Here is a 16,664-nt window from a genome sequence, read left to right on the forward strand (position 1 = left end):
TCCTCGAGGGTGTGAAGGTAATCGACCTGTCCTGGCTGATTCCGGGGCCGTATGTCAGCATGCTCCTGTCGGACTTCGGCGCCGACGTGATCAAAGTCGAAGACACCAATTCGCCCGATTACCTGCGGACTTCGATCGACGCGGCCCGGCATGGCGGCACATCGTCCATCTACCAATGGCTGAACCGCAACAAGCGCGGTATCGCGGTGAACACCCGAGAGCCCGAGGGCGTCGAGATCGTCAGGACACTGGCGCGAGAGGCGGATGTGCTGGTCGAAGGCTTCCGACCAGGCGTGGCAGAACGCCGGGGTCTCGGATATGCGGATATCAGCGAACTGAACCCTTCCATCGTCTACTGCTCTGTCACCGGCTTCGGGCAGTCCGGACCATGGGCTGCCATGGCGACACACGGCGGTGCCTATGACGCGGTGGCCGGTCTCGCCGTCCCCTACAGACTCGACGACGGCACCTATGCCCAATACAGGCCATTCCCGCATGGACTGACATATGGATCATGGCTGGCGGCCATGGCGGTCTCCGCGGCGCTGACGCGAGCGAAGACAGCAGGTGAGGGTTGCTACATCGACATCTCCTGCGTCGATGCCACCATGATGGCCCTCGCGCAGGAAGCGTTGCCCGTCCTGAACGACGGAGCGCAGTGGCCGCCTGATGCCGAGGACGAGGCGAGGCTGAAGTACTGCTACTACGAGACCAAGGACGGCCGCTTCATGTTGCTCCAGGCTCTGGAGCGACCGTTTTGGGAGGCATTCTGCGACGTCGCTGGCCGCCCCGATCTGAAGGAACGCGGGGCCTGGAACGGCGATCCCATGGATCGAATCAAGGCCAAGGATGACCCGGAACTGCGCCGGGAGCTCGTTGATATCTTCCGGAGTCGCACCCAGGCGGAGTGGACGAAGCTATTTCTCGAGAACAACGTCGCTGGCGCTCCCTATTGCTCCCTGTCCGAGGCCGCGCGCAACGAGCACTTCCTGTCGAGGTCGATGTTCTTGGAGCAGCAGCACCCGGACAATGCGAAGACCATCACCACCGTGGCCAACGCCACGAAAGTCCTGGGCCAATCCTTCGAGATACGTCGACCTGCGCCTGAGTTCGGTCAACATAGCGATGAAATCTTGTTGGCGCTCGGATACGAAGAGAGTTCAATCTCGGATCTACGTGCCAGGCGAATCGTGAGATAAGGAGCTGCCGAGTGACGCGGCGCCGGCCCGCCTATCTCGATACCGGCACCTTTGGCTGGCATGGCCGGGGTGTTCGAGCAGCCGACGACTTGCCCGAGCAGCCGCCAGAGGGGCCTTCGGCCCTATGGGGCAAACCCGCCTGAGCGCGATGGTAGGGGATGCCAAGAGATTCGGGACTGGGAGTGGCCGAACCGCACATCCCCGGAGAAGGCTCTGCTTCGTCGAGAAGGGCGTGAGCATGAATCGAGGAGCCGCCAAGCTGAGAGACCTGCGACACAACGGCACCGACGAGGCCACGCCGAAGCCTCAGGCTGAAGCCTCCGACCACGAGCCGGGCTCGAAGCGTGCGGGGAAGGACGATCTGCAGACCGTTCCCCTGGCGGAGGTGGAGAAACGGTTGGAGTCGTCACCGGACGGCCTGACCCAAATCGAGGCGCAGAAGCGGCTCGACCGGTACGGGCCGAACGAGATCGAGGAGAAGAGGGCCAATCCGTTACTGAAGCTGCTCGCCTACTTCTGGGGTCCCATCCCGTGGATGATCGAAGCGGCGGTGATCCTGTCGGCCGTGCTCAAACACTGGCCCGATTTCTTCGTCATCCTGGTCCTGCTGCTCGCCAACGCCGGGGTCGGGTTCTGGGAGGAGCGCCAAGCGGGCAAAGCTATCGACGCCTTGAAGGCCCAGCTGGCGATCAAGGCCCGGGCGCTCCGCGACGGGAAGTGGGTCACCCCGCCGTCGCGTGAGTTGGTACCAGGCGACGTCATCCGCCTCCGCCTGGGCGACATCGTGCCGGCCGATGCGCGTCTGCTGGAGGGCGACCCGGTCGAGGTGGATCAGTCGGCACTGACCGGGGAATCGCTGCCCGCCACGCGCAAGACCGGCGAGGCGGTGTTCTCCGCTTCGATCGTCCGCCAGGGTGAGATCGGCGCCCTGGTCTATGCCACGGGCGCGAACACCTACTTCGGCAAGACCGCGCAGCTGGTCCAAGAAGCACGAACTGTCAGCCATTTCCAGCGGGCAGTGATGAAGATAGGCACCTTCCTGATCGCGCTCGCGGCTGCGCTAGTAACGGTGATCGTCGTCGTATCGATCGCCCGCGGCGACCCGTTCTTCACCACGCTGCAGTTCGCCCTGGTGTTGACCGTGGCCGCGATTCCCGTGGCTATGCCGACGGTGTTGTCGGTGACCATGGCCGTCGGGGCGCGTCTGCTGGCCACGAAGAAGGCCATCGTGAGCCGGTTGGTGGCCATCGAGGAATTGGCGGGCGTGGACGTGCTGTGCACGGACAAGACCGGCACCTTGACCCAGAACAAGCTGACCCTGGGCGAACCCTTCGCCGTGGACGATGTCCCCTCGGCACAGGTCATCGTCAATGCTGCGCTGGCGTCGCGCGCCGACGATGCCGACGCCATCGATCTGGCCGTGCTGGGCGCCCTGGAGAGCGATCAGGCGTTGCAGGGCTACCAGGTGGTCCACTTCCAGCCGTTCGACGCCGTACGCAAACGTACCGAGGCGGCCGCCACAGCCGCCGACGGAACCTCGTTCAAGGTGGCCAAGGGCGCACCGCAGGTGATCCTCGAACTGTCGGCCAACGCAGAACAGGTGAGACCAGACGTCGACCGGGCCGTCAGCGAGTTCGCAGTGAGGGGCTTCCGTTCGTTGGGTGTGGCACGGGCCGAAGGAGGCGGGCCATGGCAGTTCCTCGGCGTGTTGCCCCTGTTCGACCCGCCACGCGCCGACGCCAAGGCGACCATCGCTACAGCGCGCCACATGGGCGTGGACGTCAAGATGGTCACCGGTGACGCCCTTGCCATCGCCCAAGAAACCGCCAAGACACTCGGCATGGGCAGCGACATTGTCGATGCCTCCGGGCTGGGCGACGTCAAGCGCCAAGAGACGGCAGCTACGGCCGAATCCATCGAGAACGCCGACGGGTTCGCCCAGGTGTTTCCCGAACACAAGTTCCACATCGTGGACGTCATGCAAAAGCGGGGGCACATCGTCGGCATGACCGGTGACGGGGTCAACGACGCCCCGGCGCTGAAGAAGGCGGACTGCGGCATCGCCGTATCCGACGCCACCGACGCGGCACGCGCCGCCGCTTCCATCGTGCTGACCACACCCGGGCTCTCGGTGATCATCGACGCGATCAAAGAGAGCCGGAGAATCTTCCAGCGGATGAGCAGCTACGCCATCTACCGCATAGCCGAGACGCTCCGCGTGCTGGTGTTCGTCACCCTCGTGATCTTGATCTTCAACTTCTTCCCCGTGACCGCGATACAGATCGTGATCCTGGCCCTGCTCAACGACGGAGCAATCCTGTCCATCGCCTACGACAACGTCCGCTACAACGAGCAACCCGAGGCCTGGAACATGCGCCTCGTGCTCGGAATAGCCACGGTCCTCGGCGCCGTCGGACCCATCGCCGCGTTCGGCCTGTTCTACCTCGGCGACAAGGTCTTCCACCTCGACCACCCGCAGCTTCAGACCCTCATGTACTTGACGCTCTCGATCGCCGGGCACCTGACGATCTTCCTGGCCCGCACACGCGGCCCGTTCTGGTCGATACGCCCCGCTCGGGTCCTCCTACTCGCCGTGCTCGGAACCCAGACACTAGCGACGATCATCGCGGTGTTCGGCATATTCATGACCCGCCTCCCCTGGGGATATGCAGCCCTCGTATGGGGCTACGCGCTGGTGTGGTTCCTCCTGACCGACCGAGTGAAACTGCTCGCGTACCGGATTCTTGACCCAATGAACAACAACACACCCGCCGATCGCTAGCCACCAGACGCATCCAGCAAGCCGTCTGGTGTCGAAGCACGGGCGCGTCCCGACCTTGTGCTGATGTCTAGGCGGGGCCGAACCCGGCCGACCACTCCAGGAGTTGGGGTACGAGGAGCGGCCAACGCACGAAGAGCTGCCCCTTCGCGCTCTGCTCGTTCCACTCGCTGTCGCCCCACGGCGGCTCGACCAGCTGGCTCTGGGGCAGGAGACCGGCCAGCCGCTCCGAGGTCTCCCGGGTGTGGTGAGCGTCGCTCTCACCGCTGCGAAACACCAGCGCCGGAATGTCGAGCGCCCTGACCACCTCGTCGGCGACGCCGGGGATCAGCTCGCCCTCCCTCGGGTAGTAGGCGAGCATCCAACGCTCCATCGTGCGGATGAACGTCTGGCGGTCCTGGGCCAGGATGCGGTCTCTGTTCCCCGGGTTGCGAGCCTGGACCTCCTGCCATTCGGGCAGGCCGGCCACCGCCTCCATCCCGTATTTCCAGGCGGCGGCGATCGACCCCGAGCAATAGTGGACGCCCAGGCTCAGCAGTCCGTAGGGCCCACCGCTGATCCACCACGTGGTCACCGCCTTGGCCACATCCCGGTGCCGGGCGGCGGTGAGCAGCGATACGCGGGCCCCGCCGGAGCCGCCGGCGACGACCGCCGGGGCCATGCCCAGCTCGCGGATCAGGCCGGCCAGGGTGTCAGCCTGCATGGCCGACTCATTGTCTCCGTCGAAGCAGACGTCGCTCGACCCGGTGTTCGGGCGATCCCAGATCAGCACCTGTTTGCCACCGGTGGCCAGGGCCTCGGCTGTCTCCCGCACGCCGGGGAAGTCTCGGGCGAAACGGCCTCCGGGCGTGAGCGCCCATGGCTCCCCGGCTCCGATCACGTCGTAGGCGACCTCGATCCCGCTGATGTTGAGTGTCGGCATGGTTAAAGACGGTATAGCTTTGCCGCGTTCTCGCCCAGGACCTTGCGGCGGGTCTCCGGCCGCAAAGCCAACATTTTGTCCGCAATGGAATCCAGCGGAGACGGATAGAGGCACGTCGGGTGCGGGAAGTCGGTTTCGAACAGCACGTTGTCCTCGCCCACGCTGTCGATCAGGTCCTGCACCTTCCCCCGGTTCTGCTCGAACCAGAACGTGGCGTACCAATGGTCCTTGAAGTACTCCGACGGCATCCGCTTGAGCTTGGCCGCCTGCACCGGGGCGTTCTCCCACAGCTCATAGTCCATCGTCTCCAGGATGAACGGGATCCACCCGACGCCGCTCTCCACCGACACCATCTTCAGCTTCGGGTGACGGTCGAATATGCCGGCGAACACGGTGTTGATGATCACCCGGGCGTTGTTGATGAACAGCATCGAGCCGCCGATAGCCGGCTTCACGAACTCGTCCTGAGACGCCCAAAAGTAGTTCCCGTAGAAATTCATAGCGGTCAGGCTGGCGCCGATGTGGAAGTGGACGGGCAGGTGGCGGTCGGCGCACACCTCCCACAGCGGATCCCATTCCCGGCTGGCCAGGTCCGGGGAGCCCAGGTCCTGCGGATCGCTGGTCATGTTCACCCCACGCAGGCCGAGCCCGGCGACCCGTTCCGCCTCCCGTACGCAGTCGGCGACGTCCCAGGCGGGTAGCACCGGCATCGGCAGCATCCGGTTGCCGGACCACTCCTGCAGCTCGGCGGCGTTGTCGTTGTAGATCTCGACACACAGCCGGCGCAGCTCCAGGTCCTGGCTGGCACCGCCCAGGCCCTGCCCACCGAGGCCGATCGAGTTCGGGAACATCACCTGGGCGTGGATGCCGCACGCATCCATTACCTGCAACCGAACCTCCGGGTTGTAGGCCGCCTCGTGGACGCGGTCGATGCCCCACACGATCATCGACTCGGCGAACGGGAACTTTTCCCCGTCCCGGTCAATGACACCACCGCCGCCGGCGAACCCGAGGGGGGTGCCGTCGAACACCCACGTCGGCCGCCCATCAACGGTTTCGACGCGGGGAACCCGGTCCTTGTACTTCTCCGGCGCCCGCTTGGTCCACAGGTCGTGGGCCTCGGTCAGATGCGTGTCGGCATCTACCACCAGTACGTCCTCGGCCACCTTGCTCATTTCGGTCCCCCTTGGTCCCGGGTGCTACGGCCTAAGCGGGAGGCTAGTCACTCGGAAGGCGAGGCGGTCCCAGCCGGTGGCGCCCTGAACGGATACGGCCGGCTGGCGTTACGTCGCGTCGCGCGAGGGCCCCCCGAGCCGGGCGACCTGCTCGGTGCGGTTGCGTACCAGGTCGTTGAGCGCTTGACCGGGCCCGATGTGGTCCCAGAGGGCGGGGGGGTAGTGGGTGACGTACATGGTGCGGCGCTGGCCTGCGCCGGTCGGTTTGGGCGAGGCGTGCATGACGTCTTGGATGTGCACGGTGACGTCGCCGGGGGCGGTGTCGATGCCAACGACGGGGACGTTGGTGAGGCGGTCCTTCCAGAGGTAGTGGAGGGTCTGGCCGTGGCTGCCCGGGACGACCTGGAGGTTGCCGGTGGCTGCGCTGGAGCCGGTGAGCTGGATGCCGATGCTGACCGAGGGGCAGAAGATCGCGTGGCCGCCGGTACCGCAGTCCTGGTGCCAGGGGATGTTGGACAGGCCGCTGGTCCGGCCCGGGACCTTGATCAGCACGGCAGTTCCTTCCATCCGGTCGGGCGCGATCCTGAGATTCGGGTCCAGGAGGGTGCCTAGCCGCTGGACTCTGGGATCGCTCTCGAGGGCGGCCAGCACAGGGGAGCGGAGGCTGGCGTAGACCAGCCGGCACAGCGCAGTCGAGCCATCTTCGGTGGTGACCCACCACGACTGGTCGTCGCCGGGACGGGCAAGTGAGGCCAGCCGGTCGATCTCCTGGTTGGCGGCTTCTGTCTCCTCGGCGCTGAAGACGCCTTTGATGTGGAGGTAACCCATGGTGCGCAGCTGGGCGGCGAGCTCGGCGTCGTCGGTGTCCGCGGTGAAAGTGGCAGCAGGGTCCCGGCCATGGAAGTCTGCCCGCGAAGGGTCATAGGGCGGTATGCCGGCGTGGAGGTACTTGAGGATCGGGTCCCAGTCGGCCAGCTGCTCGAAGCCGCCTCGCTCGAATGTCAGCTCGTTGCTGAGAAAAAGGCCGACGAAGGTGCTCACCTGCCCCACCAGGTCGTTCCATGCCCGGCGGCTGAGACGCACGGCGGCGGCTCCGTGGTCGAGACCCTCCTCGACCAGCACGGACGTCCCGTCGGCGGTGTAGGTGATCGCCTCGTCCTCCACGTAGAAGGTGAGACCCCCCGTGGCGGACACGTCGGCGGCGACCCTTCGAAGCACATCGTCGTGCACGCCGGCCGGGACTGCGGGAGCGAGCGTCATGGCGCCAGTATGCAGCAACCCGAACAGACGGGCCGTATGCCATTGGCTCCGGCAGCACGGTTCCGTCGGCTGCACCGTCTACGAATCTGGCCCCACCTCACCGAACATCCACAGCGCCGGCCCGAGCCCCTCGATCGTCACTTCTGGCCAGTCCGTCGACAGATCTTCCCAGCGCGATCTCGTAAGCACGAGCCGGATGATCGTCGCGCTCTTGCCGCGCCTCTCCACGGTCTCGGTACCGTCAGGCACGTAGCCGAGCTTCTCCGACACGCGAAGGCTGGTGGCATTGTCGGAGAACGCCCCGCTTCGTGCCACCTCGGTGCCGAGGCCGGTGAATGCGAGGTGCAGAACTGCCCGCCGCATCGCCGTCCCGATGCCGGAACCCTGGTATCGCCTTCCTAGCCACGAGCCGGTCTCGATCGCGCGCGTGGTCGCGAACTTCGAGGCGCTCATACCCTGCGTCCCGACAACGCAGCCATCGCGTGTCGTTACGAGAGGAAGATGCCACGAGGCCGGATCCCACTCTGCCCTCATCTTCCAGTTCCACTGGAGCACGCTGCGGGCTCTCTCCTCGGGAGCTACGTCACTCCACGGGACGCTGAAGGGCATCGTGTCGGGGTCGTGAATGTCCTCCAGGGCGAGGGTCGCCAGCGCGGCCAACTCGGCCTCGTCCGCGAAACGCAACTCGATGTCGCCGGTGCGCACCCGCAGCGAGTAGAGCGGCCAAAAGGCGGAGATGTCTCCCATCGCTCTATGAAACCCACTTCATGTCAACGGGGCCAACGATTTCGAGCAGCGATGGGGCGCCGGCACACCTACAGTCCCGAACGTGCACGACGACCTCGCGTACGCAGACGTCTTCACTCTCCGGGCTGAGCAGGTCCCTGCAGCAGAGTTGGCCAGGGCGCTGGTCGAGCGCATCGGGGCCATCGACGAACCAGGATCTCCGACCGAGCTCCGTTCCGTCCTGGCTGTGTCGCCACGGGCGGTGGACGAAGCCAAGCGCTGCGACACCGGGCCCAAGAGGGGTCCGCTCCACGGCCTGCCGGTCCTGGTCAAGGACAACATCGAAGTCGCCGGCATGCCGTCTTGTGCCGGGGCCACGAGTCTCGCCGGCCGCCCAGCCGTCCGCGACGCGCCGCTGGTGGCACGCCTGCGAGAAGCGGGTGCGATCGTCCTCGGCACCACGAACCTGTCCGAGTGGGCCAACATCCGCTCCCCGCGATCGACTTCGGGTTGGTCGGCGATCGGGGGACTCACCGCCAACCCGTGGGCGCTCGACCGAAGCGCGGGTGGGTCCTCGTCGGGATCGGGTGCGGCGGTCGCAGCAGGGCTCGCGCCGCTGGCGGTCGGTACCGAGACAGACGGGTCGATCACCTGTCCCTGCTCGCTCAACGGCGTCGCGGGAATAAAGCCCACCGTCGGTCTCGTGCCGGCGGGCGGCGTCGTGCCCATCAGCCGGAGTCAGGACAGTCCCGGGCCGATGGCGCGAACGGTCGAAGAGGTGGCACTGCTACTCGAGGTACTGAGCGCGACGCCCGGAATCCTCGACAGAACGAGACGCGGGGTCGCTGACCTGAGGGTCGGCGTTGCCCGAACCTGGCGGACGGGGCACCCGGCAACCGACCGCCTGTTCGATGACACCACCGCGCTGCTGCGGGACTCCGGTGCCGACCTGCTCGACATCGAGGTTCCGGTCCCAACGCCCGAGGTCGAAGAGGATGAACTCACCGTCCTGTTGTGCGAGCTCGTCGAGGGAATGTCTCTCTATCTCCCGACACGCGGTCCGCAAGGTCCGCAGAGCCTCGCCGAGGTGGTCGAGCACGAGAATGCGAACAGCTCCATCGAGCTGGCACATTTCGGCCACGAGTTCTTCGAACGAGCGCTGTCGCTGGGCGGTACCGGCACCGGCACGTACCGCGACGCCCGCACCCGCAACCTCGCATGGGCCCGCGGTGATTGCCTCGAGCCCGCCCTGAGCAAGTGCGACGTCCTCATCGCACCGTCCTATGGTCCCGCGTGGAAGAGCGATCTCACCCTCGGTGGCCACCCGGCGGCCGCGTCGCCCGTCACCACACCGCCGGCGATTGCCGGGTGGCCGGTAGCCACCGTGCCCATGGGAGCAGTGGACGGTCTGCCGGTAGGAGTCTGCGCTGTCGGGCGCCCCGGATCGGAGCCGCTGCTGCTGGCCGTCTGCCGTGCAGTGGAGCAGCTCAATGACGGCAATCCGCCTCAGCGACCTGCGTGGCGCCAACCCACCCGCGGCTGATGGATCTCACACTTCCCTTACAAGCCGGTGCGACACTTGGCAACGCATGACGACCGAGCAGGCGACGATCGTGGTGGTAGAGGATGACCCAAACATCGCGGACCTTCTCGACATGTACCTCCGCAGGGACGGACACCGGGTCATCCAGGCTTCCGACGGCGAGTCAGCACTCACCGCGGTCAGCCGCGAACGACCGGCTCTGATCGTCCTCGACATAGGCCTGCCCGGCGCTGTCGACGGCTTCGAGGTCTGCCGGCGCCTGAGAGCGACCAGCGCCGTGCCCGTCATGATGCTCACCGCCCGGGGCGACGAGATCGACAGGGTGCTCGGCTTCGAGCTCGGCGCAGACGACTACGTCACCAAACCGTTCTCTCCGCGAGAGATTGCGGCGCGCGTCAAGGCCATCCTGCGACGAGCTGCCGGCCCACCGCCGCAACAGCCCTCGATCCTGCCGGCAGGCGACGTCGAGGTGGACCTCGCCCGCCGCGAGGCGCGAGTCGGAGGGCGCCCGGTGGCACTTGCGACCCGCGAGTTCGACCTCCTCGCCTACCTGGCCGGGAACAAGGGGCTCGCCCTCTCGCGCCAGCAGCTCCTCGACGGAGTGTGGGGTCCGGGTTGGTACGGCGATCAGAGGACCGTCGACGTCCACGTCGGGCAACTGCGGAAGAAGTTCGGTGACGCTCTGACGTTGACCACCGTCTGGGGCGTCGGGTACAGGCTGGACTAGGACGGAAGGAGGAGCACGTCTATGCGCCGCCGCCTCACCGTCGCGATGGTGGTCATGGTCTTCGGCACCCTCGTCCTGTCCGGTCTCGTAAGCCTCGCGCTCGCAGCTCACAGCGCGACCGTGCAGACGCGCCACGAGTTGATGAACGAGGCAGAGGGACTTGCGGCCAGCGTCACGACCGAAGCCAGAACCGCCAACCGCAACGACCCGGCCAAAGCGCTCCGGACCCTTCTCGCCGGGCTCAAGTCGCCGCTCAGGCTCGATGGGTCCGCGGTACTGGTCGTCTCGCCGGACGGCCGCTTCCTCGATCCGGTCAACCCCCGCCGGACCCCTGTCCTCCCCGGTGGGCTGACAGCGGCCGACCTGCCACCGCAGACCCTCCTCGACCTCCAGCCGGTATCGGGCACCACGGGGGGAGTCGTCTTCGCGGCCTTTCCCTACAAAGCAACGGTCCAGATCCTCGGTGCTCCGCGCGACGTGGTCCAGACCGTGATCCTGACCCGTCGGCCCCCGAGCGCGCTGGTGAGTGCCGGCCCTTGGTTCGCGCTCTCGTCGCTGATCATCCTCATAGTGGCGTGGATACTCTCGCGCCGGCTCGGGCGGAGATTCGTCAAACCGGTCGAAGCTGCCCAGCAGGTGACGAGCCGGATCGCCTCAGGCGACCTGGATGCTCGGCTCCCCGAACACCCCGGGACTGATCCCGAGCTAGCGGCGCTCGCCGCGTCGATCAACTCGATGGCGACGAGCCTGGCGGAGGCCAAGAATGCCGAGAGGCACTTCCTGCAATCGGTCTCGCATGACCTCAGGACGCCTCTGACGTCCATACGCGGTTTCGCGGAAGCGATCGAGGACGGCACGACAGCGGACACCGTCGCCGCGGCCGGCGTCATCGCGTCCGAGGCCCGCCGCCTCGAACGGCTCGTATCGGACCTCGTCGGGCTTGCCAGCCTCGAAGCCAAGAGGTTCAACCTCGAGCCTCGACCACTCGACCTGAGAGCAGCGGTTGCCGATGTGACCGCAGCGTTCGCGCCGGCCGCCGCCGAGCTGCATCTGACGCTCGCAATGGACCGGCCACCGGCACAGGACGCGGTGTGGACGTACGCCGACCCCGACCGCCTGGCCCAAGTGGTCGCGAATCTGATCGAGAACGCGCTCCGCTACGCCCGAGCCGCCGTGAACGTCGGTGTCGGCCAGTCCGCCGGCAGCGCGGTCATCACCGTCGCCGACGACGGGCCCGGGATCTCGGCGCAGGACATGCCGAGCATCTTCGAGAAGCTCTTCGTCGCTCGCCCTCGGCCGGACAGGCCGATCGGCTCCGGGCTCGGTCTGACGATCGTGTCGGAGCTCACCCAGGCCATGGGCGGGTCGGTACGGGCGGAATCGCCGATCGAGGGGGAGGGGGGCACGCGGATGGTCGTGACGCTTCCTCTGGCCGCGTCATCCGGGACCCCGGCGGCGACTCCGGCCGGAGCCACCCCGCGCCGCTGATCGGGATGCTAAGCACTTTGCATGCCCTCCGAGCCGACCGCTGATCAAGTAGCCCTTTTCGCGCTGAAGGTCTGGGAGTACAAGCAGGGGGAGAGCGTCTCGCTCATGGTCCACCTGGGCGACCGGCTCGGTCTCTACAAGGCGATGGCCGGAGCGGGACCGCTGACCGCCGGCTCACTCGCGGACAAGACCGGGCTCCACCCGCGCTGGCTACTGGAGTGGCTTCGCTCCCAGGCGGCCGCGGGCCTCATCAGGTCCGACGACGGCGAGGTGTTCGAGATGCCACCCGAAGCGGTGCCGGTGCTCTCCGACGAGGGAGGAAGCCTGTGGTTCGCCGCCGGCGCGTTTGCGGGCGCGGCCGTACCGCCCGGGGTCGTCGACCGACTCGCCGACGCCTTCCGGACCGGCAAAGGACTCAGCTACGACGATCTCGGACCCTCCGCCGCCCACCATGTCGAAAGGATGCTCGGCCCGTGGAGCCGCCTCGCGCTCGTTCCGGTGATCCTTCCCGCGCTGGAGGGAGTAACAGACCGGTTGTCCGCCGGGGCGCGTGTCGCCGACATCGGCTGTGGCGCCGGCGTTGCGCTGCGAGCCATGGCTGAGGTTTTTCCGAACTCGACCTTTGAGGGTTTCGACCCTTCGACCCATGCCATAGCCCGAGCCCGGGAGCGCGCGCGCGAAGCGAATCTCCCGAACATCCGGCTCCACGAGGTGGGCACCGAGCAGCTGCCAGGCGACCCGAGCTACGACCTGGTCCTGACGTTCGACTGCCTCCACGACATGCCCCGCCCGGCCGAGGCGATGGCCGCTATCCGCAGGGCGATCAAGCCCGACGGCACGTGGCTCATCAAGGAGATCCGGAGCTCGTCTCGCTGGTCCGAGAACCTGCGAAACCCGCTGCTGGCGATGATGTACTCGACGTCGGTTACGACTTGCATGTCGTCGGCCATGTCGGAGCCAGGCGGAGCCGGACTGGGGACCCTCGGGCTGGACCCCGAGCTGCTCGAGCGGATGTGCACGCAGGCCGGCTTCACCCGTTTCGCTCAACGTGACTTCGAAGACCCCGCGAACCTCTACTACGAGGTGAGGCCCTGAGCATCCTCAACTAGAAAAAGAGCCACCCGTCCCCGGAAGGAACCTGTCGTGCACACAAGAGCCTGCGACCTGCTCGGAATCGAGTTCCCCATATTCGCCTTCAGCCACTGCAGAGACGTCGTGGCCGCGGTGAGCAAAGCGGGAGGCTTCGGTGTGCTCGGCGCAGTCGCCTACTCGCCAGAGCAACTCGACATAGCCCTGTCTTGGATCGACGAACACGTAGGCGATCGGCCCTACGGCGTCGACGTCATCATCCCGGCGAAGTACGTGGGGGACGAGAGCGGTGGACTGATGGCGAGCCAGGTCCGGGATCTGATCCCCGAAGAGCACCGGAACTTCGTCGAGCAGATCCTCGGTCGCTACGGAGTCCCGTCGATGACGGAGGAGCCTGAGGTTCCGGGCTCCGACCGGCGGATGCCCTTCTCCAAGGAGAGCACCGACGAGCTTCTCGACGTCGTCTGGCGGCATCAGAAGGTGCGGTTCATCGCCAACGCCCTCGGGCCGGCGCCGGCGCACCTCGTCGAAGCCGCCCACGAGCGCGGGCTGGTCGTCGGCGGCCTTGTCGGCACGGTCGAGCACGCCAGGCGCCAGAAGGCGGCGGGGGTCGACTTGGTCATCGCTCAGGGCTACGAGGCAGGCGGCCATACGGGGGAGATCTCGACCATGGTGCTCGTTCCTCAGGTGGTCGACGTCGTCGCCCCTGTTCCCGTGCTCGCCGCCGGCGGGATCGCCGACGGACGCCAGGTCGCAGCCGCCCTCGCGCTCGGCGCGGAAGGTGTCTGGTGCGGGTCTGTCTGGTTGACGACTGACGAAGCGGAAACACACCCGGTTGTGAAAGCGAAATTCCTTGCCGCCTCGTCCACCGACACCATCCGTTCCCGCGCCAAGACCGGCAAACCGGCCCGGCAGCTGAAGTCCGCATGGACCGAGGAATGGGAGGACCCCGCAAACCCCAAGCCGTTGCCCATGCCACTGCAGGGGGCCCTCGTCGCGGAAGCTGAGACCCGTATCGCCCGCTCGGCCGCCACCAACGACGGAGCCCGCCAACTCATCAACTACTTCGTCGGTCAGGCCGTGGGACAGATGAACCAGCCGAAGCCTGCGGCGAAGGTCGTCCTCGAGATGGTAGAGGGGTACATAGACGCCGCGAGCCGGCTTGGTTCGACGCTCACCACCGCGTGAGCGCCGATCATCTCGTATCGAGTTACGGATACTGGGCGGTCTTCGTCCTCGTTGGTCTGGAGAGCATCGGGATCCCACTTCCGGGCGAAACGATCCTCATCGTCGCCAGCACGCTCGCAGGCAAGTACCACCACCTGAGCGTCTGGGGCATCTTCGCGGCGGCATCCGCAGGGGCGATCATCGGCGACAACATCGGCTTCTGGGTCGGCGACAAGGGCGGTTACCGGCTCCTCCGCCGCTTCGGGAAGTACATCCACCTCGATGAGGGCAAGCTCAAAGTCGGCCGCTACATCTTCGACCGCCACGGGGGCAAGGTCGTGTTCTTCGGCCGCTTCGTATCGGTGTTGCGCACCTACGCCGCCTTTCTCGCCGGAACCAACAAGATGCGGTGGCGCGCCTTCCTCGTCTTCAACGCGGCCGGCGGGATCCTGTGGTCCGGCATCTACTCGTTCGCGGCCTACTACGCCGGCGACAGCCTCCGGCACGCCTCCGGCAAGATCGACATCATCATCGGCGCCATCGCTGTTGTCGTGATCGTCGGCGTGTTCCTCTTCATCCGGCACCAGGGTGGAAAGCTGCAGGAGCGCGCCGAAGCCGCCTACCCCGGACCCCTTGCGTAGAGAGGCTCTGCGAACCTCTTCAGCCGCTATCGGGGAAGTGATGCGCCGTGATCGTGTGCGGATCGGTCGAACCGTCGGCACTGCAAGGGTTCAGGTGGATCGTCGCCCCCGCCAAACGGGGAAGCTCGTGCAGCAAGCGGTGCTCCGCTTCCTCCGCGACGGCGTGAGCCTCTGAGAGAGTCAGCGCGGCATCCGCGCCGATGTCGGCCTCGGCAAGCAACTCGTGGCCCACCCAGCGGACCCGCACCCGGTCGACACGCGAGACCCGCGGGACCGCGGCCAACGCGTCCCGGGCGGAGTCAACCAAGTCAGGGTCGACGGAGTCCATCAACCGCCGGTAGATGTCGCGGGCGGCGTTCTTCAACACCATCAGCACGGCGACGGTGATCACCAGCCCGACCACGGGGTCCGCCTGCTTCCATCCCGCAGCCACTCCTGCCGCGCCCGCCACCACCGCCAAGGAAGTGAACCCGTCCGTGCGAGCGTGCATCCCGTCCGCGACGAGCGCAGCCGAGCCGATCCGCCGTCCGACGCGGATGCGGTAACGCGCCACGAGCTCGTTGCCGGCGAATCCCACGAACCCTGCAGCGACCACCCACCCGACACCCTGCATCGACCGGGGATGCTGGAGCCGTAAGACGGCCTCCCAGGCAGCGAGGACGGACGAGCCCGCGATGACAGCGACGATGAATATGCCTGCCAGGTCCTCTGCTCTTCCGTAGCCGTAGGTGTAGCGCTCGTTCGGGGGGCGCCGGCCGATCCAGAACGCGATGCCGAGCGGCACCGCGGTGAGAGCATCCGCGAAGTTGTGGATCGTGTCGGACAGCAGCGCGACCGAGCTGCTGACTATCACCACCGCCAACTGGATCGCCGCCGTGACGGCAAGCCCCGCCAACGACACCTTCAACGCCCGCATTCCTTCGTCCGTCGACCCGAGTGCTGCGGCGATCGAGTCGCCGGCGTCGTGGCTGTGCGGCACGAAGATCGACTTCACGAACCCCACCGGCCCGCCACGGTGAGTGTGATCGTGGGCGTCCCCGTGATCGTGGTGGTGCTCGTGCGCCACGTGCTTACCCTACCGATCAGCTGGAGTGCTATGACGGTGTTATGCCCGATGCAGACGCGCACGCCGCCCAGATCGCGGAGCGGGGTTGGACGGTCATCGAGGACGCGATCGAACCTCAGCTCCTCGACGCCCTGGCCGAGGATCTCGCCCGCCTCGAAAAGGAGCTCGACGTCCAGCCCGCGACCAACTCGTTCGAGGGCCACCGCACCCTGCGCGTCTACAACCTCCTCGCCCGTGGGGAGATCTGGTGGAAGGTCCCGGTACACCCGGTCGTGCTGCCGGTAGTCGAGAGAGTCCTCGATCCGGGGTGCCTCGTCTCGTCCCTCTCCTCGATCAACATCGGGCCCGGCGAGACGGCCCAGCCCATCCACTCGGACGACCAACTGATCCCCATCCCCAAGCCGCACCCGCCGACCGTGTGCAACACCATGTGGGCCCTGACCGACTTCACCGAGGAAAATGGCGCGACCCGCGTGATCTCCGGCACCCACCTGGCAGACGCCTCTCCCGACTACGGCAGCCCGTATGACTCGGAGCCTGCAGTGATGCGCCGGGGGAGCGTGTTGGTGTGGCACGGCAGCCTCTGGCACGGCGGCGGTGCCAACACGACATCCGAGCGGCGGATCGGCATAGCCATGAACTACTGCGCCGGCTACATACGCCAGCAGGAGAACCAGCAGCTGGGCATCCCGCCCGCGGACGTCGCCCGCATGCCGCGCCGCCTTCAGGAGCTCGTCGGTTACGGCATCTACAGCGGGCTCATCGGCCACATCGACAAGCACTCACCCGGGGCCGTGCTCGCCAGGTCCGCGTCCGAGTCCGACTCGCCGATGGTCTGGGACGTGGTCGGCTAGTCGTTGGCACCCTCCGGCCGCGGGTAGC

Annotated in this window: 14 protein-coding genes; 9 read left to right on the forward strand and 5 right to left on the reverse strand. The window is 66.8% G+C overall.

Annotated features, from left to right (window positions below; all coding sequences use genetic code 11):
• Nucleotides 1-11 precede the first annotated feature (11 nt).
• A complete protein-coding gene (locus VNF71_06640; GenBank protein HVA74226.1) occupies nucleotides 12-1,199 on the forward strand; it encodes a CaiB/BaiF CoA-transferase family protein in 1,188 nt (395 codons plus the stop codon).
• Between the two features lie 238 nt (nucleotides 1,200-1,437).
• Nucleotides 1,438-3,981 (forward strand): plasma-membrane proton-efflux P-type ATPase, encoded by a 2,544-nt coding sequence (locus VNF71_06645; protein HVA74227.1) that lies wholly within the window; start codon nucleotides 1,438-1,440, stop codon nucleotides 3,979-3,981.
• Between the two features lie 67 nt (nucleotides 3,982-4,048).
• Here the strand turns inward: VNF71_06645 and VNF71_06650 are convergent, their stop codons facing one another.
• The 4 genes from VNF71_06650 to VNF71_06665 all read right to left on the reverse strand — a co-directional run bounded on the left by VNF71_06650 (nucleotide 4,049) and on the right by VNF71_06665 (nucleotide 8,082).
• Nucleotides 4,049-4,900, reverse strand: a complete 852-nt coding sequence (locus tag VNF71_06650; GenBank protein ID HVA74228.1) for an alpha/beta hydrolase — start codon at nucleotides 4,898-4,900, stop codon at nucleotides 4,049-4,051.
• A gap of 2 nt (nucleotides 4,901-4,902) precedes the next feature.
• Nucleotides 4,903-6,075, reverse strand: coding sequence for an amidohydrolase family protein (locus tag VNF71_06655; protein ID HVA74229.1), 1,173 nt, complete (start codon nucleotides 6,073-6,075; stop codon nucleotides 4,903-4,905).
• A gap of 108 nt (nucleotides 6,076-6,183) precedes the next feature.
• On the reverse strand, nucleotides 6,184-7,335 hold the full coding sequence (locus VNF71_06660) for a phytanoyl-CoA dioxygenase family protein (protein ID HVA74230.1): 1,152 nt from the start codon (nucleotides 7,333-7,335) through the stop codon (nucleotides 6,184-6,186).
• Between the two features lie 78 nt (nucleotides 7,336-7,413).
• Complete coding sequence (locus VNF71_06665; protein ID HVA74231.1) at nucleotides 7,414-8,082, reverse strand: GNAT family protein; 669 nt, start codon at nucleotides 8,080-8,082, stop codon at nucleotides 7,414-7,416.
• Nucleotides 8,083-8,164: 82 nt separating this feature from the next.
• On the opposite strand from VNF71_06665, the gene VNF71_06670 reads away from it, so the two are divergent.
• From VNF71_06670 to VNF71_06695, 6 genes are read left to right on the forward strand one after another with little or no spacing between them, the layout of a single operon-like run.
• Nucleotides 8,165-9,604, forward strand: coding sequence for an amidase family protein (locus VNF71_06670; GenBank protein HVA74232.1), 1,440 nt, complete (start codon nucleotides 8,165-8,167; stop codon nucleotides 9,602-9,604).
• 46 nt (nucleotides 9,605-9,650) lie between these two features.
• Nucleotides 9,651-10,331 (forward strand): response regulator transcription factor, encoded by a 681-nt coding sequence (locus VNF71_06675; protein HVA74233.1) that lies wholly within the window; start codon nucleotides 9,651-9,653, stop codon nucleotides 10,329-10,331.
• Nucleotides 10,332-10,352: 21 nt separating this feature from the next.
• Nucleotides 10,353-11,819, forward strand: a complete 1,467-nt coding sequence (locus VNF71_06680) for a HAMP domain-containing sensor histidine kinase (GenBank protein HVA74234.1) — start codon at nucleotides 10,353-10,355, stop codon at nucleotides 11,817-11,819.
• Nucleotides 11,820-11,840: 21 nt separating this feature from the next.
• A complete protein-coding gene (locus tag VNF71_06685) occupies nucleotides 11,841-12,914 on the forward strand; it encodes a class I SAM-dependent methyltransferase (protein HVA74235.1) in 1,074 nt (357 codons plus the stop codon).
• Nucleotides 12,915-12,962: 48 nt separating this feature from the next.
• Complete coding sequence (locus VNF71_06690) at nucleotides 12,963-14,096, forward strand: nitronate monooxygenase family protein (GenBank protein HVA74236.1); 1,134 nt, start codon at nucleotides 12,963-12,965, stop codon at nucleotides 14,094-14,096.
• Nucleotides 14,093-14,716 (forward strand): DedA family protein, encoded by a 624-nt coding sequence (locus tag VNF71_06695; protein HVA74237.1) that lies wholly within the window; start codon nucleotides 14,093-14,095, stop codon nucleotides 14,714-14,716. Before VNF71_06690 ends, VNF71_06695 begins: the two co-directional genes overlap by 4 nt.
• 19 nt (nucleotides 14,717-14,735) lie before the next feature.
• Here VNF71_06695 and VNF71_06700 read toward each other — a convergent pair whose 3' ends face one another.
• The gene (locus VNF71_06700; protein ID HVA74238.1) at nucleotides 14,736-15,782 is read right to left on the reverse strand and encodes a cation diffusion facilitator family transporter; all 1,047 of its coding nucleotides are present in this window, start codon (nucleotides 15,780-15,782) and stop codon (nucleotides 14,736-14,738) included.
• A 41-nt stretch (nucleotides 15,783-15,823) separates the two neighbouring features.
• On the opposite strand from VNF71_06700, the gene VNF71_06705 reads away from it, so the two are divergent.
• A complete protein-coding gene (locus VNF71_06705) occupies nucleotides 15,824-16,636 on the forward strand; it encodes a phytanoyl-CoA dioxygenase family protein (protein ID HVA74239.1) in 813 nt (270 codons plus the stop codon).
• Nucleotides 16,637-16,664: the final 28 nt, after the last annotated feature.

The organism is Acidimicrobiales bacterium, from assembly GCA_035533095.1.
Classification (GTDB): Bacteria; Actinomycetota; Acidimicrobiia; order Acidimicrobiales; family Palsa-688; genus DATLUM01.